General features: G+C 75.4%; 18 protein-coding genes. 3 read left to right on the top strand and 15 right to left on the bottom strand.

Annotation, left to right across the window (positions count from 1 at the left end; translation table 11 throughout):
• Window positions 1-64: 64 nt before the first annotated feature.
• From PATMI_RS0106205 to PATMI_RS27855, 7 genes are all read right to left on the bottom strand, one after another.
• On the bottom strand, window positions 65-3598 hold the full coding sequence (locus PATMI_RS0106205) for a carbohydrate binding domain-containing protein (RefSeq protein ID WP_026910254.1): 3534 nt from the start codon (window positions 3596-3598) through the stop codon (window positions 65-67).
• Between the two features lie 248 nt (window positions 3599-3846).
• Complete coding sequence (locus PATMI_RS0106200) at window positions 3847-4212, bottom strand: VOC family protein (protein ID WP_026910253.1); 366 nt, start codon at window positions 4210-4212, stop codon at window positions 3847-3849.
• 119 nt (window positions 4213-4331) lie between these two features.
• Complete coding sequence (locus tag PATMI_RS0106195) at window positions 4332-4793, bottom strand: histidine kinase dimerization/phospho-acceptor domain-containing protein (protein WP_026910252.1); 462 nt, start codon at window positions 4791-4793, stop codon at window positions 4332-4334.
• Between the two features lie 347 nt (window positions 4794-5140).
• Entirely contained in the window at window positions 5141-6367 is a 1227-nt protein-coding gene (locus tag PATMI_RS0106190; protein ID WP_026910251.1) for an RNA polymerase sigma factor, read from the bottom strand.
• On the bottom strand, window positions 6355-6726 hold the full coding sequence (locus tag PATMI_RS0106185; RefSeq protein WP_026910250.1) for a YciI family protein: 372 nt from the start codon (window positions 6724-6726) through the stop codon (window positions 6355-6357). Before PATMI_RS0106185 ends, PATMI_RS0106190 begins: the two co-directional genes overlap by 13 nt.
• Before the next feature lie 318 nt (window positions 6727-7044).
• Entirely contained in the window at window positions 7045-9402 is a 2358-nt protein-coding gene (locus tag PATMI_RS0106180; RefSeq protein ID WP_084269729.1) for a heavy metal translocating P-type ATPase, read from the bottom strand.
• Window positions 9399-10316 carry a hypothetical protein gene (locus PATMI_RS27855; RefSeq protein WP_036725342.1) on the bottom strand — a complete coding sequence of 306 codons (918 nt, stop codon included), beginning with the start codon at window positions 10314-10316 and terminating at the stop codon, window positions 9399-9401. The genes PATMI_RS0106180 and PATMI_RS27855 overlap by 4 nt, the downstream gene beginning before the upstream one ends.
• A 178-nt stretch (window positions 10317-10494) precedes the next feature.
• Between PATMI_RS27855 and PATMI_RS0106170 the strand changes: the two genes are divergently transcribed.
• A complete protein-coding gene (locus tag PATMI_RS0106170) occupies window positions 10495-10845 on the top strand; it encodes a metal-sensing transcriptional repressor (RefSeq protein WP_051471122.1) in 351 nt (116 codons plus the stop codon).
• Window positions 10846-10982: 137 nt separating this feature from the next.
• Window positions 10983-11642 carry a glutathione S-transferase family protein gene (locus PATMI_RS0106165; RefSeq protein ID WP_026910247.1) on the top strand — a complete coding sequence of 220 codons (660 nt, stop codon included), beginning with the start codon at window positions 10983-10985 and terminating at the stop codon, window positions 11640-11642.
• Between the two features lie 9 nt (window positions 11643-11651).
• On the opposite strand, the gene PATMI_RS27850 is transcribed toward PATMI_RS0106165, so the two are convergent.
• The 7 genes from PATMI_RS27850 to yczR form a co-directional block, all read right to left on the bottom strand.
• The gene (locus PATMI_RS27850; protein WP_157260642.1) at window positions 11652-13235 is read right to left on the bottom strand and encodes a Y4yA family PLP-dependent enzyme; all 1584 of its coding nucleotides are present in this window, start codon (window positions 13233-13235) and stop codon (window positions 11652-11654) included.
• Entirely contained in the window at window positions 13232-15016 is a 1785-nt protein-coding gene (locus PATMI_RS0106155; protein ID WP_026910246.1) for an FAD/NAD(P)-binding protein, read from the bottom strand. Before PATMI_RS0106155 ends, PATMI_RS27850 begins: the two co-directional genes overlap by 4 nt.
• Complete coding sequence (locus tag PATMI_RS27845) at window positions 15013-16071, bottom strand: pyridoxal-phosphate dependent enzyme (protein WP_051471121.1); 1059 nt, start codon at window positions 16069-16071, stop codon at window positions 15013-15015. The genes PATMI_RS0106155 and PATMI_RS27845 overlap by 4 nt, the downstream gene beginning before the upstream one ends.
• 75 nt (window positions 16072-16146) lie before the next feature.
• Entirely contained in the window at window positions 16147-18276 is a 2130-nt protein-coding gene (locus PATMI_RS0106145) for a phosphoinositide-specific phospholipase C-related protein (protein ID WP_026910245.1), read from the bottom strand.
• A gap of 154 nt (window positions 18277-18430) precedes the next feature.
• Complete coding sequence (locus PATMI_RS36490; protein ID WP_157260641.1) at window positions 18431-18592, bottom strand: hypothetical protein; 162 nt, start codon at window positions 18590-18592, stop codon at window positions 18431-18433.
• A gap of 219 nt (window positions 18593-18811) precedes the next feature.
• Window positions 18812-20347: a calcium-binding protein gene (locus PATMI_RS0106135; protein ID WP_026910244.1), complete on the bottom strand. Its 1536-nt coding sequence runs from the start codon at window positions 20345-20347 to the stop codon at window positions 18812-18814.
• Window positions 20348-20441: 94 nt separating this feature from the next.
• Window positions 20442-21911 (bottom strand): MocR-like transcription factor YczR, encoded by a 1470-nt coding sequence (yczR, locus tag PATMI_RS0106130; RefSeq protein ID WP_051471120.1) that lies wholly within the window; start codon window positions 21909-21911, stop codon window positions 20442-20444.
• A 62-nt stretch (window positions 21912-21973) separates the two neighbouring features.
• Here yczR and PATMI_RS0106125 point away from each other — a divergent pair, with 62 nt between their 5' ends.
• On the top strand, window positions 21974-22501 hold the full coding sequence (locus PATMI_RS0106125) for a hypothetical protein (protein WP_026910242.1): 528 nt from the start codon (window positions 21974-21976) through the stop codon (window positions 22499-22501).
• Window positions 22502-22594: 93 nt separating this feature from the next.
• Here PATMI_RS0106125 and PATMI_RS34000 read toward each other — a convergent pair whose 3' ends face one another.
• Window positions 22595-25024: an ATP-binding protein gene (locus PATMI_RS34000; protein WP_026910241.1), complete on the bottom strand. Its 2430-nt coding sequence runs from the start codon at window positions 25022-25024 to the stop codon at window positions 22595-22597.
• Window positions 25025-25041: the final 17 nt, after the last annotated feature.

The raw sequence follows: 25041 nt of genomic DNA, 5'->3' as shown, positions 1-25041 counted from the left end.
CACCGGGGTGCGGGCACCGTCCGGAGCGGCGCATCCGCCGGCCAGGACGGGGCCTGCTCGGCCGTCAGGGGTTCTTGCACTGCGTGGTCGAGGTGATCAGGGCCTCGAGGCTGTCCCGCGCCGCGTCGAGCTGCGCCTGGGTGACCGTCGTGCTGAACATCGCGTGATCGAGGTCGCCGAAGAGGCCCTGGGCGATCGCCATGGCCTGCGTCCGCTTGCCGCAGGCGGGCGTCGCCAGCCGTGCCAGGTACTCGTAGTCCTCCCGGCCCTCACGGATCCGCTTCAGTCGGATCGACTCGAACGGCATGTCGACCGTCGTGGTCGCCCCGTTCTTCGTCACGTCCGACAGGCCCGGGTAGAACAGCAGCCCGTCGCCGTTGGCGCCGTAGTCCGCGAATCCGCGATGGAACTCCGGGCCCTCGCTGAAGCCGTAGGCGGTGTCGAAGTAGCTCTCGCCCTTGAGGCCGTACATGAACGACATCCACCCCATCGCCGACGCCTGGGATCCGGGCTGGTCGATCGAGTAGGACGGCCATCCGTCGTGCTCGGGGTCGGTGGTCGTGGGGTCGCTCGCGGGGACACCCGGATCGCAGCCCGCGCTGGAGCAGGCCGTGTACCCCCAGAGCTCCGCACCCGACTGGGCGGCGAACCGGTCGAACTTCGCCTTCCGGACGGAGTACTTCTGGTTCGGGTCCTTCGGGTTGCGCGGGACCAGGTCGGTCACGAGGTTCGCGAGGACGTTGACCTTCGAGGTCGTCGGTGCGGCGGTCGGGACCGCGGGCGGGTTGTTGCGGTCCGCGACGTAGCGGTCGTAGAGCCCCGGATCGTCGAGGTCGGTGGTGATCTTCACGGGCACCCCCGGCCAGCCGTCGGTCGCGGTCTTGCGCGACCAGGCGCACGAGAACGGCGGATACTCGTACGGCGTCTCCCCGTTGGCGGGCGCCCCGAGGTCCGGGGTGTCGCCGCTGGGCGACGTCGCGGAGTACCGCCATGGCGTCTTGTGCTTCGCGTCGTCGAAGAACGGCTCGTCGCAGACCCACGGGAGGAACCGGCTCGCAGCGCTGGGGACGTGCCGGTCGATGACCGACTTCCAGCGCGAGAGGCACCCGGCCTTCTCGATCCTGATGCACCCCCACCAGGTGGAGAACGTCGTGAGCTTCGCGCCGGTCAACGTGCCCTGCGGGGCGGTGCCGTCGAGCAGCGGCTTGACGTAGGTGTCGAACGCGTCCTCCTGGGTGTACGTGCCCGGAGGCGGCGTCGGGGCGCCCGGGAGCGCGGCCCGGGTCACCGGATCGGTGGTCGGGGCCTCCTGGTTGCGCGTGGCGTACGGGTTGCTGATCGAGATCCGGTTGCGCAGGCCGAGCTGCGCGAAGCGCGCGAACACCTGCCACGTCTTCTCGTTCGACGGGTCGCACCCGCCGTAGGAGGGTCGGATGTCGGCGTACCCCCCGTCGTTCCCCGCGGTCTCGGGGGCGCGACAGACCTCGAAGGGGTTCAGGGTGAAGATGCTGCGCAGCGACGAGGTCGAGGGCAGCGTGAAGTCGCGGACCTTCACCGTCACCGGGACGTCGATCCTCGACCCGCCCGAGAGCGTCAACCGGATGGTGCCGGTGTACGTGCCCTTCGCCGCGGACGTCGGGACGTTCACGTCCACCCAGAGCGTCGAGGCCTCACGCTCGCCGAGGACGATCGGGAACGCCCTCTGGTTCGACCCGAGGGTCCTCCCCACGCCGCCGAGGAGCGGGTCCTTGTCGGGGATCAGCTCGTCGGGCCACTTCCCGACGGCACCCTCCCCGTCGGAGGGCTGCTCGACGGTGTAGTTCGCCTCGCGGGCGACCGTCACCGCGGACTCCGCGATCGTCGCGTTGGACGGGCCGGTCAGCTGTCCGCCGAGGAGGGACTGGCCCGTGACCGTCGCGCCGGCCCCGGTGGTCCGGAGCGCGATCTGGAACGACGCAGACTCGTTCTTGGCCGCCGACACGGTGGCCGCGAGGGTGCCTCCGGACGGCTGGTCGACGTCCGGTCGCACCGTGACGGACGACCCGAAGACGTTGGCGAGCCGGGTGGCGGTGAGCGTGATGTCGTCCGCGTAGAAGCTCTCGCCCGGCACCACGTCGCCGCGCCGGTCGAGGTAGACGTCGATCTTGTTGTGGTCGTCCTTCGCGACGTACGACGACTCCAGTCGGCTGTACCGGTCGGCGCGCAGCGGGACGACCCGGGAGTCGGCGTACCCGACCGTGGCGCCGGCCGCGTTGGTCTCGCGGACGACCAGGTACGTGTTCTTCGCCACGCCGCCGGCCGCCGCGGCCTTCGCCCAGGCGCCTGCGGTGTAGGTCGTGCCCGCGACGGAGTCCTGCACCGCGGCGTTCGCGTCGTCGAAGGTGTAGCCGTCGTAGCCGCCCTGGGTGCTCGCCGTCGCCTTCCCGACCCGCGTCCCGAGCGGCGCGTCGGCGACGCCGGCGGACGCCGGGGCGGCGGTGGCCAGGACCGACGTCGGGGTCGTCCCCTGGTAGCTGCTCCAGTTGGTGGCGTCGGGCTCGACGCTCGGGTTCGCCGTGAGGTTGCCGGCCGGGACCTCGCCCGGCTGGGACGCCGTCAGCGTGAAGGCGTCGATGCGGAACGACTCACCGCTCGAGACGTCGTCCAGCCGGGCCGCGTAGACGTCGATCGAGTCGCCTGTGGCCTGGGCGGTCGCCGACACCGTGACCTTCTTGAAGCGGTCGGCCGACAGCGTGACCGGCGCGCTCCGCGACTGGACGTCACCGTCGGCCGCGTCCTTCTCGCGGACGAACAGCGTCACGGTCTTCCCGGCGCTCGACGGCGTGCCCTTGACCCAGGCGGTGGCGGTGTAGGTGTAGGCGCCCGCGGCCTTCTTGTTCAGCGACGTCGGGGCCTGGACGATCGAGTACGAGTCGGTGACGCCCGCGTTCGCCTTCACCGTGGCGGACCGGCTGCCGGAAGCGGCGTCGGGGTCGTCGGCGACCGGGGTCTGCGACACGGTCGACCGGTAGCGGTCCCAGCCGGCGACGTCCGCCTCGAACGACGGGTTCGCCGTGATGTTGCCGCTCGGGACCGTCGCCTGGTCCGGGCCGACCAGCGAGACCTTGTCGGCGAAGAACGTCTCGTTCATCGTGACGCCGTCCTCCCGGACGAGGTACACGTCGAGGGCGTCGCCGGACCGCGGGGCGACGCAGGTCACCGTGATCGACGACCAGGTGGTGGTCAGGTTCTGCGGCGTGGACGCCCCGCACTCCGTGGCGTTCCCGCTCGACGGCGAGGACCGGACGATCAGCTTGATCGGCTTGCCGCTCGAGGCGGTCCCGGCCTTCACCCAGGCCGTCGCCGTGTACGTGCGGCCGCCACTCGCCGTGGCGGTGGGGTAGTTGTCCAGCGTGTACGCCGCGCCGGTGGTCGACGCCTTCGCCGTTCCGACCCAGTTCCCGTCCGGAGCACCGCTCTGCTGGACGTTGCCGGGGGTGCCCTGGTAGGAGATCCAGCCCGAGTACCCGGACTCGAACGACGGGTTCCCGACGAGGTTCGTGTCTGCGGCGGTCGCCGGCGACGGCGACGCGCCCACCCCGACCAAGGCGCCGAGCACGAGGACCACCGTCCTCGTCCGGGCCGCGCCAGGGCGGTCTGATCGGGATGGGCACGGGACGTCCGAACCCCGAGGGTTTACAGGCCACACACGGCGCATCCGGCGAGTATCGGGGGCGGTTCCCCGCCGCGCAACCCCGTGGACGAACGATGTCCCCTCAGGCCGTCCGCGTCGACGAACGGCAGCGTCGGCGGTGCGCCCGGTGGCGGTGGGCGCAGCTGCCCCCTCGTCCACCAGCGGATGCGCGCCTACGCCGAGAGCACCGACAGCACGTTTCCCGCGGGGTCCGTGAACCACGCGATGTCGGGGCCGTACCCGCGCTGGATGCCCTTCTCGTCGGTCGAGTCGTAACGGAGGAACACGACGCCCTTCGCCGTGAGCGCGTCGACGGCGGCCTCGACGTCGTCGACCGGGAAGTTCAGGATCGTGAACGTCGCCGGGACGTGGTCGGGCTTCGGGTAGGCCAGGACCTCCGCGCCGCTCCCGAGGCGGAGCGTCAGGAAACCCATCTCGTTCGTCTCGACGTCGAGGCCGAGGACGTCGCCGTAGAACGTCTTCGCCGCCCCGGGGTCGTCGACCGCGAAGCCGCTGAACGCCTTGGTGTCCTGGAACATCGGAGTCTCCTCGGGCTGGGCGCGGACGCGCCGTGGCGGTCGGGACCTGCGCCGTGGCGCGTGGTCCTCACACCGTGAGACTCCGGCGGACCCGCCGACTCATCGGTCGGCGGGGTGGTCTAGGCCGTCCGCGGACGGGTGCGCGTGGCGCCCGGCTCGAGCTGCAGCCAGCGGCGGAGGGCCTCCTCGGCACCGCCGGCGGTGCCGCGGAGCTCGGCGACGAGGTGGTCGCTGACCTCCTGCAGGCGGACGACCGCGCGGCTGATCGCCTCGAGCGACGCGCGCTCGCTGTCGTCGAGGTGGTCGCTGCCGTCCATGAGCATGTCGGCGTGGGCCCGCAGGACCGTCAGCGGGCTGCGGAGCTCGTGGGCGGTGGTGGAGACGACGAGCGCCTGGAGCCGCTCGAGCTCCTGCAGGCGCTCGGTGGTCGCAGCGATGTCGGCAGCGACCTCGGCCGTCTTGCGGACCACGTCGGCCGTGGCGCGGGCCACGTCGACGGGTTGCGACGCGTCGAGGCCCGGGGCGGCCGCGACGGGACGAACCGGGTCGTTCTGCGGATCGGAGGAGAAGGGAGCGAACACGGGGAAGGGTGCTGGGTCGGGGCCGGCCGGGGAAGCCGAGGGCGGGACAGGCGGGACTTCGAACGAGAACCATGACGCGCGGTCGTCGCACTCCCCCGTCCGTCGTGCGTCGGTTTGGTATCTGCGTGCTACGGATCACCGAACAGGCGGGACGGGGTGTCCCGGGTACCGCGTCCGCGGGCGCTCCGGCGGCGGCGGAGGTCACCGATGGTCGACGTCCGACCACCCCGGACCACGGCGGCCGAGGAGTCGACCGGTCGGCCGGCGCGGAGGTCACCGCAGGTCGGTCTCCGACGACGCGTGACCGCGGCCGTCGACCAGGGGCCCGCCGACCCCGGGATCGACCGTCACATCTCCGACCGTCGCCGCTCCAGGAACGCACGGGTGTCCGGGTCCGTCGTGAGCGCGATCGCACGGTCCAGTGCGGCGCGGCCGGCGGCGCGGTCTCCCGCGCGCTCCGCCAGGTGCGCCCTGGTCGCCCACGCCGGCTGGAAGCGCTCGACGTGCGGACCCTCGAGTTCGTCGAGCAGCGCCAGGCCGGCCGCAGGCCCGTCGGTCTCGCCGACGACCGCCGTCAGGGCGACGGCGCCCCCGAGGCTCGGTGCGAGGTCCTGCAGGGCGACGTGGAACGTGCGAAGCGCCCGCCAGTCGGTCGTGCCCGACGTGCGTCGGGCGAGGTGCGCGGACTGGATCGCGGCCTCGAGCTGGTACCGCCCGACGCGGCCCTGCGCGTGCGCGCGATGCAGGTGGGCCTCCCCGCGGGCGATCAGCGCGTCGTCCCACGCCGCCGGGTCCTGCTCGCCGAGCGGGACGAACGCGCCGTCGTCCGCGACGCGCGCGGCGGCCCGGGAGCTCGACAGGGCGATCAGCGCCGCCAGGCCGAGCACCTCCGGGTCGTCGCCGGTCAGCTCGACGAGCGTCTCGGCGAGGTACAGGGCCTCGCCCGACAGGCTCGTGCGCTCCGTCGCGCCGGCGACGCCCTGCCAGTCGATCGCGTAGGTGCCGTAGATCGCCTCGAGCACCGCCGGCATCCGCTCCGTCATCAGCGCGCGGTCGGGGACGACGAACGCGATGCCGGCGTCGCGGATCCGCCGCTTGGCACGCACCAGCCGTTGGAGCATCGTCGGCGCGGGGATCGCGAACGCCCGGGCGATCTGCTCGGTGTCGAAGCCGAGGACCGTCTGGAGCATCAGCGGCGTGCGGATCGTGCGGTCGATCGCCGGATGGGTGCAGACGAAGAGCAGTGCGAGCCGTTGGTCCGGGATCGCGTCGGGGTCCGGGTCGTCGGTCGTGCCGACGTGGTCGGCGTCCTCCAGCGGGGCCGCCGTGCGGTGCGCGGCGGAGCGGAACCGGTCGCGCTCGCGGTTGCGGGCGACGGTGAGGAGCCAGGCCTCCGGGTTGTCCGGGACGCCCGCGTCGGGCCACCGGCGGAGCGCCTGCTCGAGCGCGTCGGCGAGGGCGTCCTCGGCCGCCGCGATGTCGCGGGTCGGCGCCGCGAGCAGCGCCAGGAGCCGGCCGTACGAGGCGCGGGTGACCTCGGCCACGCGCGCCTCGACCGTGGTCAGCTCCGCCACTGACCGTCCAGGAACGCGACCGCGGTGGGGCGGATCTCGATCACGCCGTACTGCGCGCCGGGGCACTTCTCGGCCCAGGCGATCGCGGCGTCGAGGTCCGCGACGTCGATCACGAAGACGCCGCCGAGGGCCTCCTTCGTGTCGGCGAACGGCCCGTCCTGGACCTGCAGGCTGCCGCCGCGCAGGGTGACCGTGGTCGTGACGTCGGTCGGCTGCAGCACGTCGGCCGAGCGCAGGACGCCGGCGGACTCGAGCGCCCGGGCGTAGTCGCCGAACGCCTCCTGGAACTGGGCGATGGTCTCCTCGGGGATCTCGCCCGGGGTGGGCTCGGGGTGGCTGAGGAGGAGGGAGTAGCGCATCGTGGTGATCCTTCGTGTCGGTGGTTCCGGGGGCGGATCGGGTCCTGCCCCGAGGCCGCCGGTCGCGGCCTCTGGGGTGAAGACGGACCACCATCGCGCAGAACGACACGAGTTTCGGCGGAGTTCGAGCACGACGGAGGAACACACACGTCCTGCGGGCATATTCCCGGATCGCGTGATCGCGCATTCCAGGAATATCCGCCGCGGGTGCATGGTTCCCGGACCGAGGCGGGCCCGTTCGGGCGCGCCCCCGACCCGCCGGTCGGCTCGACCGGCCCGACGCGCCACCGCGCCGGTCGCGCCGGGCGGGCGCCGCCGTCAGCCGTCCCGCTGGGCCCGGAACGACCGCAGGCGCAGCGAGTTCGAGACCACGAAGACGCTCGACAGCGCCATCGCCGCGCCCGCCAGGAGCGGGTTCAGGAGGCCCGCCACGGCGACCGGGATGAGGATCACGTTGTAGGCGAACGCCCAGAAGAGGTTCGTCCGGATCGTCCGCAGGGTGCTGCGGGACAGGCGGATCGCGTCGCCCGCGCCGCGCAGGTCGCCGGAGACCAGGGTCAGGTCCGACGCCTCGATCGCGACGTCGGTGCCCGTCCCGATCGCCAGCCCGAGGTCGGCCTGCGCGAGCGCCGGCGCGTCGTTGACCCCGTCGCCGACCATGGCGACGACGCGGCCGTCGGCCTGCAGGTCGCGGACGACCGCGGCCTTCCCGGCGGGCAGGACCTCGGCGATCACCTCGTCGATCCCGACCTCGTCGGCGACGGCGCGGGCGGTCGCCGCGTTGTCGCCGGTCAGCAGCACGGTGCGCAGGCCGAGGCCCTTCAGCGCGGCGACGGCCTCGCGGCTCGTCTCCTTCGGCGTGTCCGCGACGACCAGCAGCCCGCGGATCCGGCCCTCCCACCCGGCGACGATCGCGGTGCGGCCGTGGGACTGCTCGTCGGCGAGCCGGGTGCGGAGGTCGTCGGTGAGCGGCATCCCCCACTCCTCCAGCAGCGACGGACGACCGGCGACGACGGCGCGGCCCTCGACGGTCCCCTCGACGCCGAGGCCCTCGCGGTTGGCGAACGACTCGGGGGTCGGGAGGCGCTCTCCGGCCGCCGCCGCGATCGCCCGTGCCACCGGGTGCTCGGAGCCGGACTCCAGGGCGCCCACGATGCGCAGGACCTCGTCGGCGTCCTCGCCGTCCGCGGGGTGGACCGCCGTCAGGCGCATGCGGCCGGTCGTGACGGTGCCGGTCTTGTCGAGCACGATCGTGTCGACGCGGCGGGTGGACTCGAGGACCTCCGGGCCCTTGATCAGCACGCCGAGCTGGGCGCCGCGGCCGGTGCCGACGAGGAGCGCCGTCGGGGTGGCCAGGCCGAGCGCGCAGGGGCAGGCGATGATCAGGACCGCGACCGCGGCGCTGAACGAGTACGCCGCGCCCGCGCCGTCACCCAGCCAGAACCCGAGCGTCGCGACCGCGAGCACGAGGACGATCGGGACGAAGACGCCGGAGATCCGGTCCGCCAGGCGCTGGACCGGCGCCTTGCCGGTCTGGGCGTCCTCGACGAGCCGGGCGATCTGCGCGATCGCGGTGTCCTCGCCGATCTTCGTGGCCTCGACGACCAGGCGACCGCCCGCGTTGACGCTCGCCCCGACGACCGCGTCGCCCGGCGCCTTCTCGACCGGGACGGACTCGCCGGTCAGCAGCGACTCGTCGACCGCGGAGCGCCCGTCGACGACGGTGCCGTCGGTCGCGATCCGCTCGCCGGGGCGGACGACGAACCGCGCGCCGACGGTCAGCAGCTCGACCGGCACGCGGCGCTCGGTGCCGTCGGCGTCGAGGAGCGCGACGTCCTTCGCGCCGAGCTCGAGCAGCGCGCGGAGGGCGTCGCCCGAGCGTCGCTTGGCGCGGGCCTCGAAGAGCCGACCCGCCAGGAGCAGCGTCGTCACGACGCCCGCGGTCTCGAGGTAGATGTGGTCGCTCGCCGCGCCGCGGTCGAGCCACAGGTCGAAGGGCATCTTCATGCCCGGATCGCCGGCGCCGAGGAAGAACAGCGCGACGACGCTCCACGTCCACGCCGCGAGCGTGCCGACCGAGATCAGCGTGTCCATCGACGCGGATCCGTGCCGGAGGTTCTGCCACGCGGCGCGGTGGAACGGCCAGCCGGCCCAGAGGACGACCGGCGTGGCGAGCTGGAGCGCCAGCCACTGCCAGTGCTCGAACTGGAGCGCCGGGATCATCGAGACGAGGAGCAGCGGGACGGAGAGGACCGCCGAGCCGATCAGCCGCGTCCGCAGCGCGCGCTCGTGGGGGCCCCAGCCGTCGGCGGTCGTGCCGCCACCCGTCGACGCGCCGTCGGTCGCGGTCCCGGCGTCGTCGCCGGCCGTGCCGCCGGGCGCGGCGGGCGGGGCGGGGAGCGTCGCGTGGTAGCCGGCGCCCTCGACCGTGGAGACCAGCGCCTCGGGTGTGGCGACCTTCGGGTCGAACACCACGGAGGCCTTCTCCGTCGCGTAGTTCACCGTCGCGGTGACGCCGTCGAGCTTGTTCAGCTTGCGCTCGATCCGGTTCGCGCACGACGCGCACGTCATGCCCTGCAGCGCGAGGTCGAGCTGCTCGGTGGCGACGGCGACCGTGCCCGTCCCGTCGTCCGGGGCGAGGTCGGGGGTCGCCCCCGACGGGGTCGTGGAGCTCATCGGGAGACCTCCGTCACGAACGTCGCCGTGCGGACGACGCCGCCCACGCGAAACTGCAGGTAGAGGGAGTAGCGGCCGGCGCTCGGGAAGGTCGCCGCGAACGGGACGTCGCCGGGGGCGGCGTCCTCCTCGGGGTGCACGTGCAGGTACGCGAGGTCGCCCTCGCGCAGCGCGACGAGGTGGCCGCGGGCGCCGAGGTACGGCTGCAGGTCACGGACCGGCCGGCCCCCGCGGGTCACCCGGAAGAACAGCGGCGTCGACGTGCCCGCGCGCGGCGGGTTGGCGTCCAGGGCGACGCGGTAGCCGTCGACGGTCGCGACCGACGAGGGTGTCGCCGGGGCCGCGGGGCGGTAGACGCCGCCTGCCTCGACGTCGAGCCCGAGCGTCCGGCGCACCCCGCCGACGACGAAGTCGGCCAGGACGCGGTGGCTGCCGGCCGACGTCACGGTCAGCGGCACGCTCCAGGTGCCGTCCGCCGCGCGGCGCGGGTGCAGGTGCTGGAAGCCTCTGCCGTCGCGGCGTACGACGATCAGGTGCAGCTCGCGCTCGGACTCGAGCTCGTAGCCGGACCGCACCGGGCGGCCGTCCGGGCCGTCGATCCGGAAGCGGAAGGTCGTGCGGTCCCCGGCGGTGAACCGGGTGCGATCGGCGACGAGGCGGTAGCCGTCCTGCGTCGCCGAGAGGCCGCCCGGGGCGGTCGCGGCGTGCTCCCCGCCGTGGCCGGACGACGCCTCGTCACCGTGGCCCGCGTCGCCCGTCGTCCCGTGGCCCGCGGCCATCCCACCGTGGTCCGCCGGCTTCGGCGCCCCGTCGGTCGGGTCGACCAGGGCGCCGAGGCCGAGCGCCGCGCCGAAGGCGACGGCCAGGAGCGCGCCGAAGAGCGCGAGCCTCGTGGGGACGGAGAGCGTGGGCATGGCGGGGATCCGGTGGTCTCGGGGGACGGTCGTGCCCCCGGGACCCTCCTTCGAGGATACGGGTCGGGGGTATCCGCTCGAGAACGTAGCATACCCCCCTGGGGTACCAGCGACGTCGACCCGCGAGCCCGCCGGCGACGTTTCCGGCACCCCCCGGGGGTATGGCTAGAATCGGTCCATGGACCCCGCGCCCGCCGCCACGGACCCCACGCCCGCCGCGGACACCGCCGATTCCGTGCCCGCCACGCCCCCCACGCGCGGCTACTCCGCGACGAAGGACCAGCTCCGCTCCCGGCTGAAGCGCATCGAGGGCCAGGTCCGCGGGATCGACCGGATGGTCGACGAGGAGCGGTACTGCATCGACGTCCTCACGCAGATCTCCGCCGTGCAGGCCGCGCTCGACAAGGTCGCGCTCGGGCTGCTCGACGACCACGCCCGCACCTGCGTCGCGAACGCGGAGGGCGCGCAGCGCCTGGAGCGCACCGACGAGCTGATGGCGGCGGTCGGGCGCATGATGCGGCGGGGGTGACGCCCGGCGGGACGCCCGGACACGGGTTGGCACGTCTGCCACCCCACCGGTGGCGAACGTACCGACCCACAGCGCCGAGGACGTGGCGCGTTCGGCATCGCCCGATGAGTCCGCGTGGACCGTCCCGTCCCTGGGGCATGACCTCCTCCAGCGACATCACCATCACCGCGTTTCAACGCTCCCCCGACGGCGGCCGAGGGCTCGCCCGCGACACCCGCGTCCGTTGGGCGCTCGAGGAGGTGGGCCTGCGCTACGACGTGCGCCCGCTGTCCTTCGAGGCCAAGAAGGAGCCCGCGCACCTCGCGATCCACCCGTTCGGGCTGATCCCGACGTTCGAGCAGGACGACCTGGCGATCTTCGAGACCGGGGCGATCGTCCTGCACCTCGCCGAGCGGCACGAGGGTCTCTTCCCGGCGGACGCCGGAGGGCGCGCCCGGGCGATCTCGTGGATGTTCGCGGCGGTCAACACCGTGGAGCCGCCGATCCTCGAGCTCTCCGCCGCCGTGATCTTCGAGCGCGACCAGCCGTGGGCGCAGGATCGCCTGCCGATCGTCAAGGACCGCGTCCGCGACCGCCTGCGTCCCCTCTCCGACCGGCTCGGGGACGCCGACTGGCTCGACGGCGACTTCAGCGCCGGCGACCTGATGATGGTCTCCGTGCTGCTCCGCGTCCGGCCGCCCGGGCTGCTCGACGAGTTCCCGAACCTCGCCGCCTACGTCGCCCGGGGCGAGGCGCGGCCGGCCTACGCGCGCGCCTTCGCCGACCAGCTCGCGCAGAACACGGGGGCGCCGGCCTGACGGGCCCCGTCAGGCCGCGGCGTCGATCGGGTCCGGGCGCACGCCGTCCCGGCCGACGACGACGTTCCGGGCCAGCGGGATCTGGTGCGACGCGCTCTCGAGGATGTGCATCAGGTAGCCCGCCGTGTTCGGGAACACGACGAGGTCGCCGACCGCGACGCCGTGCGGGAAGCGCAGGCGACGCCACGTCAGGAGCTCGCGCTCGATGCAGTACGCGCCGACCAGGTGGCCCTCGATCGCCGCGTCGGCCACCGGGTCGGGCGACGGCGAGCCACCGTCCGCGCTCGCCGGCCGGACCACGAGCGGGTCGACGAGGAAGTCGTCCGACGTCGTCCGGCACTGGGTGCGGTTCATCTCCAGGCCGACCAGCCACGAGCCGTCGTCGCGCGGCTTGCGGAAGGCGACGCGCGCGACCGTCGCGCCGCAGCCGTCGAGCAGGGAGCGGCCGGGCTCGCAGCGGAGCTCGAGGCCGCGGGACCGGAGCGCGTCGGCCGCCGTGGGACCGCCGGGCGCGACCGGGTGGGCGAGCAGCCCGTGCAGCCAAGCGCCCCGCACCCCGGTCTGGTGGTACGGGTAGCCGCCCCAGCGACCGCGCAGGCGTCCGTCGTCGACGGCGAACCCCAGGCCGTGGCCGCCGAACGTCTGCGGCGGACCGTCGCCCGACAGCGCGGCGCGGTGCGCGTCCCAGAAGCGCTCCCACTCGTCGCCGTCGTCGAGGTACGACATCGGGATGCCGCCGCCGATGTCGACGAACGCCGGGCGGTGCCCGCGCTCGCGGAGCGCGTCGACGAGCTCCGTCGCCTGCCCGATCGCGACCGCGCGCTCGCCGGCGTCGTAGCCGTCGAGGTGGAAGTGGACGCCCGTGATCGTGAGGCCGCCGCCACGTCCCGGGGCCTGCCCGCCGCGGTCGACGAGCCGCAGCCACGCGTCCGCCGGCAGCCCGAACCGGGTCTGTGGCCGGTCCGGACCGAGGGCGGGCGCGAGCCGCAGCGCCACCGGGACCGGGTCGGGGGTGTCGTGCGCCGCGAGGAGCAGCGCGTCCAGCTCGTCGGCGTTGTCGAGGGCGACGGTCGGCCGCGTGCGGACCGCGAGGTCCAGGAGCGACGCGGACTTCACCGCCGCGGTCAGGACGATCCGCTCCGCCGGCACGCCGCGGTCGAGGACCTGCCGGAGCTCGCGCTCGCTCGCCACGTCGACCCCGAGACCGAGCCGCAGCGCCTCGTCGACGAACGCCAGGCCCTTGTTCGCCTTCCGCGCGAAGAAGATCCCGAGGTCCAGGTCGTGCGCGTCCGCGGCGACCAGCAGCGCCTCCGCGTTCTGCTCCATCGCTCCGGGGTGCAGCAGGTTCAGCGGCGACCCGTGCTCGGCGAGCCACGCGGCGAGGTCGTCGGGCCGGGCGAGGACGTCCTCCAGCCAGGGCTCCAGTCGCGCGGTCAGCGGGGCCGCGCCGTGACAGCGGTCGCGGAGGCCGAGGTCGTCCGCCATGGGCCGCAGGGCGGTGGGTCCCGGTCCGGTGGTCGCGGTGGTGCGGGCGTCCCCCGCGCCGTGGGTGGTGGTCGTGCGGGCGTCCTCTGCGTCGTGGGTCGTGCTCACGCCGTCACCTCGGAGGTCGTCGTCGGGTGGGACGCCGTGGCGCGCGCGGCGACGCGGCGGGCCCAGCGGTCGGTCTGCGCGTGGAGCGTGCGGGAGAGGGTGTCGTGGCCGATCTCGGCGTCCTCGGTCGGTCGGCCGACCGCCGCGAGGCCGCTGCTCGGCGTGCCGTCGGCGGCGCGGCAGGTGCCGTCGGGGAGCACGTCGAGGCCGCGCCGGCCGGCCAGCAGCCTGGCGTGGTGGCCGGCGATCAGCCGGGCGGCGGGTCCGTCCGCGTGGGCGGGGACGCCGGGCGGGGCGAGGACCGCGTCGACGACGACGTCGACCGGCTGCTCGCCCGCCGCGGACCGGACGACGGTGCGGGGCACGGCGGGCGGGTCCGAGGACGCCGCGCCCGACGACGGGTCCATCCCGCGTGCGGTTCCGACGGCCACGATCGGCCCGTCGTCCGCCGCGACGTGGTCGATCGTCCCGCGCGCGTGCCGCAGGTCGAGCACCCCCGCCTCGGCGAGGGCCAGGAGCTTCGCGACGTTCACCGGTGCCGGGCCGAACGCGATGCGCTCGAACGCGACGGCGAGCGCCCGGAACGTGGCCCAGCCGTCGTCGTCGAGCGCGTCGCCCGCGCACCGTCCGGCGATCGCGGGGTAGAGCGTCCGCCACGCGTGGCCGAGCGCCCAGGCGGTCCCCGCCGGTCGCACGCCGACGGCGACGTCGAGCGCGCGACCGAGGACGGCCGCCGGGTCCGACGCGTCCGGCAGGCGGCCGTCGAGCACGGCGTCGGTCCAGGCCCGCGGGGCGTGCGCCTCGTCGTCGGCCGGCCCGCCGATCGCGTCGAGCGCCGCCGCGGCCACCGCCGCGACCTCCGCGGCCAGCGCGCGGACGGTCGCCGCGTCGCGACCGGGAAGCGCCCGGATCCGCTCGACCGCGGCCTCGACGTCCTGGTCGAGTCCCGGCTCGCCGTCGTGCAGGCCCGTCGCGGGCTTCGGGTGCATCGGCTCGCCGGTCCGCGAGAACGGGACGATCGACCGCGGCGGCCCGGCGGTGCGGTCCGGGGCGGGCGGCACGTACCGCAGGCGACCGGGGCGCGCGTCGGGCAGGAAGGACCCGCCACGGCCCTCGGTCAGGGCGAGGATCGCGTCGATCGCGGTCAGCGCGAAGCCGCGGATCCCGACGGTGGAGCCCGGCGGGACGACGGACGGGGTGAGCCGCCGCTCGACCGGGAACACCCCGGGCACGAGGCGGGCCGGACCGGACCACGACGCCTCCAGCAGCGGGTCGGGCCCGCGCGCGTGGCCGGTGGCGAGCAGCACCTCGTCGTGGTCGGCCTCCGCCGTCGCCGCGCCGGTGTCGACGTGCCAGCCGGTCGCGGTCCGCCGGACCTCGCGGACGCGGACGGGGTGCACGCGGACGACCACGCCGTCGGGGGCGTGGGCGAGCACGGTGCGGAGGCCGTCCTCGAGGTACGCGCCGACCGCCGCGCGCGGGACGAACGACCCGCGGCCGCCCGGCCCGCCCGCGTTCCACGCGACGAACGGACGCCGCTCCTCGACCGGCACCCGGGTCCCGCCCGGCCACCACAGGTCGACGTGCTCCGCCGCGTTGTTCATCAGGAGCCACGACGGCTGGTGGGGGTCGTAGACCGGGCCGGCACCGGGGGCGCGGTGCGGCTCGAAGACGTCGACCTCGAGGGGACCGGCGGCGTGCTCGAGCAGCCGCTCCAGGGCGAAGAGGCCCTTCGGCCCGAGCCCGACGATCGCGACGCGGAGGGGCGTCGCCTCGCTCATCGGCCGCTCCCCGGCGTCCCGTCCACCAACGCCGCGAGCCGTGCCGGCGGGCAGTCGAGCTCGCGCGCGACCCAGGCGTCGTCGTAGACCGTCTCGAGGTACCGGGTGCCGCCGTCGTGCAGGATCGCCGCGCAGCGCGACCCCGGCTCGAGGCCGGGCGCGATCCGGTCGAACGCCGCGGCGACCGCCCCGCCGGACGCCCCGGCCAGGAGGCCCTCCCGCAACGCGAGCCGACGGCAGCCGACGACGCAGTCGAGGTCCGCGACGCGCTCGAGCCGGTCGAAGTCGGCGGACTCGGAGAGCTCCGTCCGCATGCCCGCGCCGAAGCCCGGCAGCATCCGCCGGCCGCGCTCGCCGCCGAAGAGCGCGCTGCCGACCGCGTCGACCGCCACCACCGTCGTGTCGTGCAGGCCGTGGGCCCGGAGCGCGTCGACGCAGCCGCGCAGCGTGCCGGTCGTGCTGGTCGCGACGAGCAGCACGTCGAGCCGGCCGTCGAGGGCCTCGACGATCTCGCGCATCGTCCCGTGCTCGTGCGCCCCCGCGTTCTCGGGATTCGCGTACTGGTCGGGGCGGAACGCCCCCGGCGTCGCGGCGACGATCTCCGCCACCAGCGCCCGGCGGGCGGTCAGCAGGTCCCCCGTCTCGGGATCCGGTCGGGTGACGATGCGGACGTCCGCGCCGAGGGCCTCCATCGTCCGGACGTTCGCGACGTTCGCGCGGCTGTCGACGACGCAGACGAACGCCAGGTCGCGGCACCGGCAGGCCTGCGCGAGGCCGACGCCCATGTTGCCGGAGCTCGACTCGACGACCGTCGACCCGGGGCCGACGAGCCCGCGGGCCCACGCGTCGTCGAGCATCCGCGCGGCCGGGCGGTCCTTGGCGCTGCCGCCGGGGTTCGTCGCCTCGAGCTTCGCGAAGAAGGCGACGTCGCGGCGGTCGGGGTACCGCCGCAGGTGGACGAGCGGGGTGTCGCCGATCGCCCCGAGCACCCCGTCGACCGGTCGGCGGGCGACGCTGCGGGTGGAGGACGAGAGGGCGATCGGCTGGTCGAGCACGGTTCGGGGGCCCGGGACGGGTCGCGGGCCGTCGGTCGATACCCGACGCGGGCGGCGCGAACCGGGCGGACCGGCCTACGGTGCCTCGCGCCCGACCGGCCCGCGCTCGTTCAGCGTCCGCACGACGGACAGGAGGTCGCCGCGGTCGTAGAAGTCGACGCCGATCGCGTTCGGGGCGCGGCCGAGGACCTGACGGCAGCGTGCGACGCGGTCCCGGAGCGCGGCGGCGCGGTTGGCGCGGACCGCGGCGGCGGCCGGCGGAGGGAAGCGGTCGACCCAGTTGTTCAGGACCAGCAGCGGCGAGTCCGGGGTGCCGCGACCGGCGCCGCAGCTGCGGGGGTCCTTCGTGAAGCCGTCGATGTCGGTGTTCTGCGCGAAGACGAACGCGGGCTGGAACCACGGGGCGCCGCCGCCGTCGCCCTCGTCGAGGACGACCAGCCGCCGGCCGCTCGTGACGAGGTCGCGCAGGGTCGGCAGCGGCCTGCCGCGCGGGAGCGTCTCGAGGTAGCGGTCGAGGCCCGCCTTGTCGAACGCCGCGACGATCTCCTTCGGCGCGACGCTGGACTCGAGCATCAGGACGAGCACCTCGGACCGGTTGCGCTCCAGCCAGCCACGGACGCTCTTGAGCGTGCCACCGAGCGGCTCCGCGCCGAGCTCGCAGAGCGAGTGGCAGAGGTAGATCCCGCGCTTCCCGTCCGCAGGGACGAGCCCCAGGCGGCCCGCCAGCCGCTCGGCGACGCCGATGCCGTCGGCCCCGAGCTCCGCCGCGACGCGGTTGCGCGTCGTGCCCTCCGCCTGCAGGTCGGTGCGGATCCGGCCCTGCGCGTTCTTCACCCCGTAGTGCGGGTCGATCATCAGCCAGCGGATCCCGTCGTCGAGCTGCCGCGGGATCGGGTGGCGCTGGTTCGCGAACAGCCAACCGGGCCGGTCCGCGGCCGACATCGAGTTGTGGGTCGCGGGGAAGACGACCTGGTCCAGCCGCCTGCCGCACAGCGCCGCGGAGCCGTTGCACGTCGTGATCTCCTCGTCCTTCAGCGGCGGCGGACCGTCCCCGGGGAGCACGAGCACCAGCGTCACGCCCACCGCGACGAGCACAGCGGTGGCCGACCCCAGCGCCGTGAGGAGCCGCCGGCGTCGGGCCGGGAGCGACGGGACGCACACCCCGGGGTCGGGGGCGCCGCGAAGGGTGGAGACCATCTCGGTCAGCCCGAGCAGCACCACCGCGCCGCCGAGCAGGACGACGAGGATCTCGTAGAGCGGCCCGCGCCGGAGCAGCAGGAGCGCCCCGACGAGGACGAGCGCCAGGCCCCGTCCGACCCGTCCGGCGGTCGGCAGGTGCGATCCGGCGAGGACGATCGCGGCGCGGCGGACGACGGCCTCGCGGTCCACCCGCAGCGCGGCGAGCAGGACGCTCGCCGTCAGCAGCAGCCCGACGACGCCGAACGCGATCAGCAGCGTGCGCAGGTCGCCGGCGAACGCGTCCCACGTCGCGTCCGCCGCCGCGCGGACCTGGTCCTCCGAGAGCACGCCGACCGGGGCGACGTGGCCGACGACCTCCGACTGGAGCCCCGACAGCGCGAGGACCGCCAGGAGGCTCCCGACCATCATCCGGATCCCGACGCCCGCCGCCGTCCGCCGGCGGTCGGGTGCCGTCGCGATGAGGGCGACGAGCAGCAGCAGCGACGCGCCGAGCGCCGGCCAGGCGACGTTGCGGGCCTGGTCGGCGATGCGGACGGTCAGCGACGCCGCGTCGGAGCGCCGGATCTCGGCGATCTGCGGCCGCAGGTCCCCCGGCAGCTTGCGCGCGAGCTCGGGCGACGCGGTGCGGAGCGCGGGCAGCAGCACCTCCCGGACCTCACGCAGCTCGATCGCGACGTCGTCGTCGCCGCGGATCAGGACCCCGTGGGCGGTGATCGCCGCGCGGCGCAGGACCTGCTCGAAGCGATCGGTCTCGAGCACCGCGTCCACGGCGGTCAGCACCAGCGGCCGGGCGGCCACGAGGTTCGGCGACCGCCGCTCGAGCACGTCGACGGCGACCTCCTCGGCGATGACGGAGCGGACCGGTCCCGAGCGCAGCGCCGTCACGCCGCGATCGGCGAACGCCTGGGGCTCCGCCAGCTCGGCCCGCACGTAGGCGGCGACGAGGCCCAGGATCGCGAGCGTGACCGCCAGCGCCGAGAGCGCCCCGCGGACCACGGGTCCCATCGGCGCAGTGTGGCACCCGGGGCGGGGCCCGGACGTCTTGCCCCCGGGCCGGCACGCCGGCCCGGAAGGGCGGGCGGCCCCGGACGCACGCCGGCCCGGACGCGCCGCGGAGGACGCGTCCGGGGACCGTTTCCGGCGCGTTCGCCCGTCGCGGCTACGGCAGCAGCAGCGACAGCGCCACCAACCCCACGGGCAGCGCGACGAGGGCGAAGACTCCCCCGGCCATGAGGGCCAGGCGCCCGGGTTCGTCGAGCGCCGTCCGCTTCTCGCGCGCGCCGTGGAGGGCGCTCGGGCGAGGGAAACGGACGGTGCTCATGACGGACTCCCGGAAGACGGTGCGGACGGATCGGACGGCGGCGATCCGGCGGGGCCGACGGCCGGCCCCATGCCCTCGTGATCGGCGCCGCGGCCCTCCGGGGCGAGGACGACGGGGCGCAGTACACGGATGGACGATGGCCCGCGCGCCGGGCCGGGCGGTCCGCCGCCGCGAGCGGGCGAGGGCGGACGGCGGGCCCGGCGCCCCGGCCGCGGCGGCTCACCGCCGCAGCGTGAGCGTCCGGTCGTCCGCCCCGGTGGCCCGCAGCGTCACGCCGACCTTCCGGACCGTCGCCAGCCGACGGCGCGCCGTCGCCGAGAACCGCACGCGGACCGTCGCGGTCCCGGCCTTCGAGGCCTTCGCCTTCCCGGTCGCGACCGTCACGACCCGCTGGCGCGTCGCGAGCCGCAGGCGCTTCGCCGTGCTGCCGGGGACGCGGAGCGCCACCGTCACGGTCCGCCCCGCCGTGGCACCCGTCACCTTCACCGTGAGGCCGCGCTTCAGGACCGTCCGCAGCCCGGTCTTCCCGGAGAGCTTCGCCGTGGCCTTCGCGGTCCCGCCGTCCTTCTTCCCGCCGTCGCCGCCGCCCCCGTCGAAGACCGCCCACTCGACGGTCTCGCAGTCGGCCGCGACGACGTCGTCGGGGTCCGCCGTCACGGTGTCCGTCCCGGGGCCGCAGGAGATCGAGTCGACCTCGCCATCGCGGGCCTCGATCAGGTCGTTGCCGAAGCCGCCACCGATGTCGCAGTGGAGCTCGTTGCAGCGCGCCGGGCGGTCGCCGGCCAGGACGTCGCGGCCCGGACCGCCGACGATGCGGTCGTCGCCGAAGCCACCGGAGAGGTCGTCGTCCCCCGCGCCCCCGTCGACGACGTCGCCGTGCGCGTCGCCCGCGAGCAGGCGGTCGGCACCACCCGCGCCGGAGTAGGAGCCGGCCGCCCCGGTCTCGGGCGCGACGAACTCGTTCGCGCCCTCGTCGCCGACGAACGTGCCGGCGCTCCCGGAGTCGAGCCGCTCGACGCCGCGCACGTCGTCGCCCTCGCCGGGCCGGCCGTCGTCGGCGAGGCCGTCGAGCCGCACGTCGATCGCCGGCGCGGTCGCCTCGCCGCCGGTGTGCCGCCAGTCCTGCAGGACGTCGAAGCCGGCGCCGCCGTCGATCACGTCCGCGAAGACGCCGGAGTCGCTGAACTGGTCGGCCTTCAGCAGGTCGTTCCCGTCGCCGCCGCGGACGACGTCGGCGCCCTCCTGACCCTCGACGGTGTCGTCGCCCGCGCCGCCGTCGAGCGTGTCGCCGCCGAGGCCGCCCTTCAGGTCGTCGTTGCCCGCGCCGCCGCTGACGACCTCGCCGGTGACCCCGCCGAGGAAGCGGTCGTTCCCGTCGCCGAGGTCCACGCGCAGGGCGCCGTCGGCCAGGGGCCGCACCACGGGCGAGTAGTAGGTGCCGACGGTGTCGTCGCCCCCGCCCGTGACGACCTCGACGCCGCCGGGCGGCAGCGGGCAGACCGCGGTCGTCGTCTCGGTCTCCTTGGGCGCGCACCCCGGACCGGCGGTCACGGCGCCGAAGTCGGAGACCTCGACGAGCCCCTCCTCCTGGATGCCGATCGTGATCGCGTTCTGCTCGCCGGGCGACGCCTCGCCGACGCGCAGGACGCTGCCGTCGAACGTGGCGGTGCCGGCCGCCGACGCGGTCGCGGGCACCGCGGCGACGGAGCCCACGACGAGCGTGAGCAGCAGGGAACGACGGCGGGCGGGGTGCATCGGGGGTCCTTCTCGGTCTGCGGACGACGGGTGAGCGTCACCGTAGGACCGGTCCCCCGGCACGACATCGGGGAACTCCCGACGCCCGCGCGGGTCAGACCACCGCGCCCGTCGCCGTCGTCGGCACCGCCCGCGGACCCGGCGCGACCCGGAGGTCCTCGTAGGCCCGCGCCAGGCGGGCGACGGCGTCCTCGAGCTCCTCCGCCGGCCGGGTGTAGGGCAGGCGGAGGAACCGCTCGAACGCGCCGTCGACGCCGAACCGGGGACCGGCGACGACGCGGACGCCGTGGCGCTCCGCCGACGCGGTGAGCGCCGAGCTGACCGGGGCCGGGAGCTCGACCCACAGGGAGTTGCCGCCCGGGGCCCGCTCGACGCGCCAGTCCGGCAGGTCGCGGGCGAGCGCGGCGATCAGGCGGTCCCGGCGCTCCCGCAGGGCCGCGCGGCGGTCGACGAGCCCGGACTCGTGCCCCGTGAGGAGCGACGTTGCGGCCAGCTGCTCCACGATCGGCGTGCCGAGGTCCAGGCCCGGCCGGACGCCCCCGAGGCCCGCGATCGTGCCCTCGTCGGCGCGGACCCACCCGACCCGCAGGCCGCCCCAGAAGCTCTTGCTCGTCCCGCCGACGGTGATCACGACGCCACCGGTCGGGTCGTGCGCGGCGAACGGCGCGGGCGGCGGGCCCTCGAGGCCGAGGTCGACCATCGTCTCGTCGATCACGAGCGTCGTGCGGGTGCGGGCCGCGGCCTCGGCGATGCGGGACCGGCTCTCCGGATCCATGCAGCGCCCGGTCGGGTTGTGGAAGTCCGGCAGCAGGTACGCCAGACGCGGCCCCGTCTGCTGGAGCGCGGCGACGACGCCGTCGACGTCCCACCCGCTGCCGGGCAGCCCGACCGGCACAGGCCGACAGGACGCGCGCTGGATCGCGTCGATCGCGTGCGGGTACGTCGGGTGGTCGATCAGGACGCGGTCGCCCGGACCGGCCAGGAGCTGGAGGACGAGGACGAACGCGTGCTGCGCCCCGCTGGTGACGAGCAGCTGCTCGGGGACCGTCGGGAGCCCCCGCGCCGTGTACCGGTCGGCCAGCGCCCTGCGGAGCTCCGGGATGCCGAGCGCCTGGTAGCCGTGGCCGGGCAGGTGGGCGGGGAGCGCGGCCAGCGCGTCGGCGTAGGCCGCGTGCACGCCCGGCGCCGCGGGGAGCGCGGCGGCGCCGAGGTCGATCGCGAACGTGTCGTCGGCGGCGATCAGGCTCCCGATCACGCGACCGCCGGGGCCGGCGGGCACGCTCGTCCGGCTCCCGGACCCGTGACGGCTGACGAGGTGCCCCTCCTCGCGGAGCCGGCCGAACGCGGTCGAGACCGTCGTCCGGCTGACCCCCAGCGCCGACGCCAGCTCGCGCTCGCCCGGGAGCCGCACGTCGAGCGGCACCCGGCCGTCGAGGATCAGCAGCCGGATCGCCCCGGCGAGCTGCACGTACAGCGGATCGCCCCCGGCGCCCGCGCGGTCGTCGTCCCGCCACTCGCCGAGCTGGCGGACGAGTGACGTGCTGCTGATGCTCCTGGGCGTCATCGCAGACCACTCTGCCGCAATTGGCCCTGGATCGCAATGCCAGTTGCTGTCACCTTCGGTCCATGGCCCGTTCCTCCGACCCCCGAGACCCCACCACCCCGACTGCGGCCGACCGCGCGCCCGACACCGCCGAGCGCACCGACGCGCCGCGGTCCACCAGTCCGGTCGACCGCTTCCTCGCGTCCACCCCGTCCGCGCCGCGCGCCGTCGCCCGCCGGGCCGACGCGCGTACGGCGATGCTCGGCGGCCGCGCCGCCCGGACCGCCGGCGTCGTGGTCCGCGATGCCGGCGCGCTCGACGGCCCCGCCCTCGCCCGGCTCGCCGAGCAGGACGGCGGGCGCACCCCCCGCGCCCCGGTCCTCGTCGCCGAGGCCGGAGGTGCCGTCGTCGCCGCGATCGGCGTCCTCGACCGCCGCGTCCTCGCGGACCCCGGTGTTCCCACCGACGGCGCCGTCGACCGGCTCCAGGCCGTCGCGGCCGAGCTGCGCGGCCCCGAGCGGCGCCGGCGCTGGGCCGCTCGGCTGCGCCGCACCGGCCGGCCGACGCCGACCGGCGCCGCGGGCGACGGCCTTCCGGGCGCCGCGCGCTGAGGTCGTCGACGCCCGGGGCTCGGGCGCGCCGGAGCGGACGGCACCCGGCGGCTCGTCCGCGCGGTGTCCGTCGTCGTCCGGAGGCCGGCGGCGTCAGTCGTCGCCCGGAGGCCCGCCCGCGGGGAGCTCGATGACGAACGCCGTGCCGCCGTCGATGCCGTCCTCCACGCGGATCGTGCCGCCGTGCGCGACGACGATCGCCTGGGTGATCGTCAGGCCGAGGCCGGTGCCGGGCACCGCCGCGCGGGTGGCGCCGGTCGTCCGGTAGAAGCGGTCGAACAGCCGCTCACGCTCGGCCTGCGGGATCCCGGATCCCGAGTCGGCGACCTCGATCCGGACGCCGCCCGTCGTGCACGGTCCGATCGTGAGCCGGATCAGCCCGCCCGACGGCGTGAACTTGACGGCGTTCGAGAGCAGGTTGTCGCAGGCCTGGGCGATCCTCGTGACGTCCGCCCGCGCCGGGGAGGGCTCGGCGACGAGCTCGACCGTCACGCCCGCGGGCGCGGCCGCGGCACGGGCGCTGACGACGGCGTCGCCGGCGACGACGGCGAGGTCGCAGTCCTCCGCGGTGAGGCTGAACTGCCCGGACTCGGCGCGGGCGACGGTCAGGAGGTCGTCGACGAGTCGCAGCAGGCGGTCGGCGTTGCGCCGGATCACGCCGCCCCAGTGCTGCTGGCCCGGCGTCGGCTCGTCGTACTCGTCCGACAGCAGGTCGACCGCGGCCACGACGGCCGACAGCGGGGTCCGCAGCTCGTGGGTGACCGTCGCGGTGAACTCGTCGCGGAGCCGCTGGACCTCGCGCTGCTCGGTGGTCTCCTCGATCGTGACCATCCGGCCGATGTACGTGCGCACGTCGTCGAAGACGGGCACCGTGATCGCCCGGAACCACCGGTCGGCGCCCGGGTCGTGCAGCTCGAACCGGAAGCGGAGAAGGGGGTCGCCGACCGCGGCCCGGACGTCGGCCTCCATCTGCTGCCGGTCGACGGCGAGCTCGATGAAGCGCCGCGCCCGCGCGTCGCGGTCGTCGCTGTCCGGGTCGATGCCGAGGGCCTCCCACATCCGCCGCAGCGACGCGTTCATCAGGGCGATGCTGCCGTCCGGGTCGAACAGCACGACGCCGAAGGTCGCGGCCTCCAGGATCGACGCGTTCGCCGCGCCGAGGTGCGCGACGCGGACGACCTCGAGCGCGCGGACCAGCGCGACGGTCGCCTGCTCCACCATCCCGCGTGCTCGCCGGGTCTCGTCCGCCCTGAACGGCGCGTCGGCCACGCGCCCGACGACCACGCCGCCGAGGAGGTCGTCGCCGGCGTGGAGGGGCAGGTGGAGCTCGTGCGACGCGGGCACCGGGCCCGCGAAGCCCGGGACCTCGATGCACGTGTCGGCGCCGGCGAGCGCGACCGGGCGCCGGTCGGACGCCGCGGTCCGCAGCACCTCGATCTCGGGTGCGCGGCAGGTGACCTCGTGGTCGTGCGCGACCCCGACCGCCGCGGCCGGCCGGAGCGTCCCCTCCGTGTCGACGAGCCAGACCGCGCCGGCGTCCGCGCCGGCGAGGTCCAGGATCGCCAGCACGGTGCGCTCGGAGACCGCCTCGACACCGGCCTCCGCGACGAGCTGCTCGACGAAGCGCAACAGGCGGTCCGACCACGCCTTCTCGTCGGTCAGGGCCTCGTAGGTGCCCTCGAGGTCGTTGCGCTGCGCCTCGACCTCGGCCGTCTGGCCCTCGACCTCGTCGGTCTGCTCCTGCAGGCGACGCGCCATCGCGTTGAAGTCGCCGGCGAGCAGCCCGAGCTCGCCGCCGTACTCGGGGACCTCCACCTGCAGGTCGCCGCGGCCCAGCTGCGGGACGGCGGCCGCGAGCCGCTTGACGGGCCGGACGACCCGGCGGTGCAGGAAGAGCGCGAACAGGAGGACCGCGAGCACCGACGCCGTCGCCCCGGCGACCCCGAGGAGGATGCCCCGGCGGCCGGCGTCGTCGGCCTCCTGCCGGGTCGCGGCGGCCCGCTCGTCCTCCCCCGTCATGAACCGGGCGAACCGCGTGCGGAGCTCGGCGACCGTGCCGCCGCCCTTCGTCGCGGCGACCGTCCGCCGTGCGGCCGGAAGGTCCTTCCGCGCCGTCTCGACGAACGCCACGATGCGCTTGCGGAACTCCGTGATCGTCCGGGTGATCACCTCGAGCTGCCGGCGCTGCGACGGATCCGTGACCTGCCGGTCGAGGTCGCGCAGGAGCCGCGGCAGCGCGAGGTCGGCGGCGCGGAGCGGTTCGAGGAACGTGTCGTCCCCCGTCGCGAGGAACCCGCGGAGGCTCGTCTGCATGTCGACGACGTACCGCTCCGCGGTCGTCACGAGGACGATCGTGTTCTCCGAGCGGCTGGAGTCGCGGCCCGCGTCGCGGAGGTTGCCGACCGCGAGGGTCATCGTGACGACGATCGCGGCGAGCAGGACCGCGATGGCGGCCGACGCCGTGACGATCGGCGTGGTCAGGCTGTCGCGACGGGAAGCCGGCCCGGACCCCGTCGCGTTCATCCCCGCCATCGTAATAC

The organism is Patulibacter minatonensis DSM 18081 (assembly GCF_000519325.1).
Lineage (GTDB): Bacteria > Actinomycetota > Thermoleophilia > Solirubrobacterales > Solirubrobacteraceae > Patulibacter > Patulibacter minatonensis.
Note: the sequence above shows the minus strand (reverse complement) of the source record. Positions and strands in the feature narration are given on the sequence as shown.

Bases quoted from the DNA above. Each gene is read 5' to 3' on its own strand.
- PATMI_RS0106200 (WP_026910253.1), bottom strand. From the start codon at position 4,212: ATGTTCCAGGACACCAAGGCGTTCAGCGGCTTCGCGGTCGACGACCCC.
- PATMI_RS0106185 (WP_026910250.1), bottom strand. From the start codon at position 6,726: ATGCGCTACTCCCTCCTCCTCAGCCACCCCGAGCCCACCCCGGGCGAG.
- PATMI_RS0106180 (WP_084269729.1), bottom strand. From the start codon at position 9,402: ATGAGCTCCACGACCCCGTCGGGGGCGACCCCCGACCTCGCCCCGGAC.
- PATMI_RS27855 (WP_036725342.1), bottom strand. From the start codon at position 10,316: ATGCCCACGCTCTCCGTCCCCACGAGGCTCGCGCTCTTCGGCGCGCTC.
- PATMI_RS0106170 (WP_051471122.1), top strand. From the start codon at position 10,495: ATGGACCCCGCGCCCGCCGCCACGGACCCCACGCCCGCCGCGGACACC.
- PATMI_RS0106165 (WP_026910247.1), top strand. From the start codon at position 10,983: ATGACCTCCTCCAGCGACATCACCATCACCGCGTTTCAACGCTCCCCC.
- PATMI_RS0106155 (WP_026910246.1), bottom strand. From the start codon at position 15,016: ATGAGCGAGGCGACGCCCCTCCGCGTCGCGATCGTCGGGCTCGGGCCG.
- PATMI_RS0106145 (WP_026910245.1), bottom strand. From the start codon at position 18,276: ATGGGACCCGTGGTCCGCGGGGCGCTCTCGGCGCTGGCGGTCACGCTC.
- PATMI_RS36490 (WP_157260641.1), bottom strand. From the start codon at position 18,592: ATGAGCACCGTCCGTTTCCCTCGCCCGAGCGCCCTCCACGGCGCGCGC.
- PATMI_RS0106135 (WP_026910244.1), bottom strand. From the start codon at position 20,347: ATGCACCCCGCCCGCCGTCGTTCCCTGCTGCTCACGCTCGTCGTGGGC.
- yczR (WP_051471120.1), bottom strand. From the start codon at position 21,911: ATGACGCCCAGGAGCATCAGCAGCACGTCACTCGTCCGCCAGCTCGGC.
- PATMI_RS0106125 (WP_026910242.1), top strand. From the start codon at position 21,974: ATGGCCCGTTCCTCCGACCCCCGAGACCCCACCACCCCGACTGCGGCC.
- PATMI_RS34000 (WP_026910241.1), bottom strand. From the start codon at position 25,024: ATGAACGCGACGGGGTCCGGGCCGGCTTCCCGTCGCGACAGCCTGACC.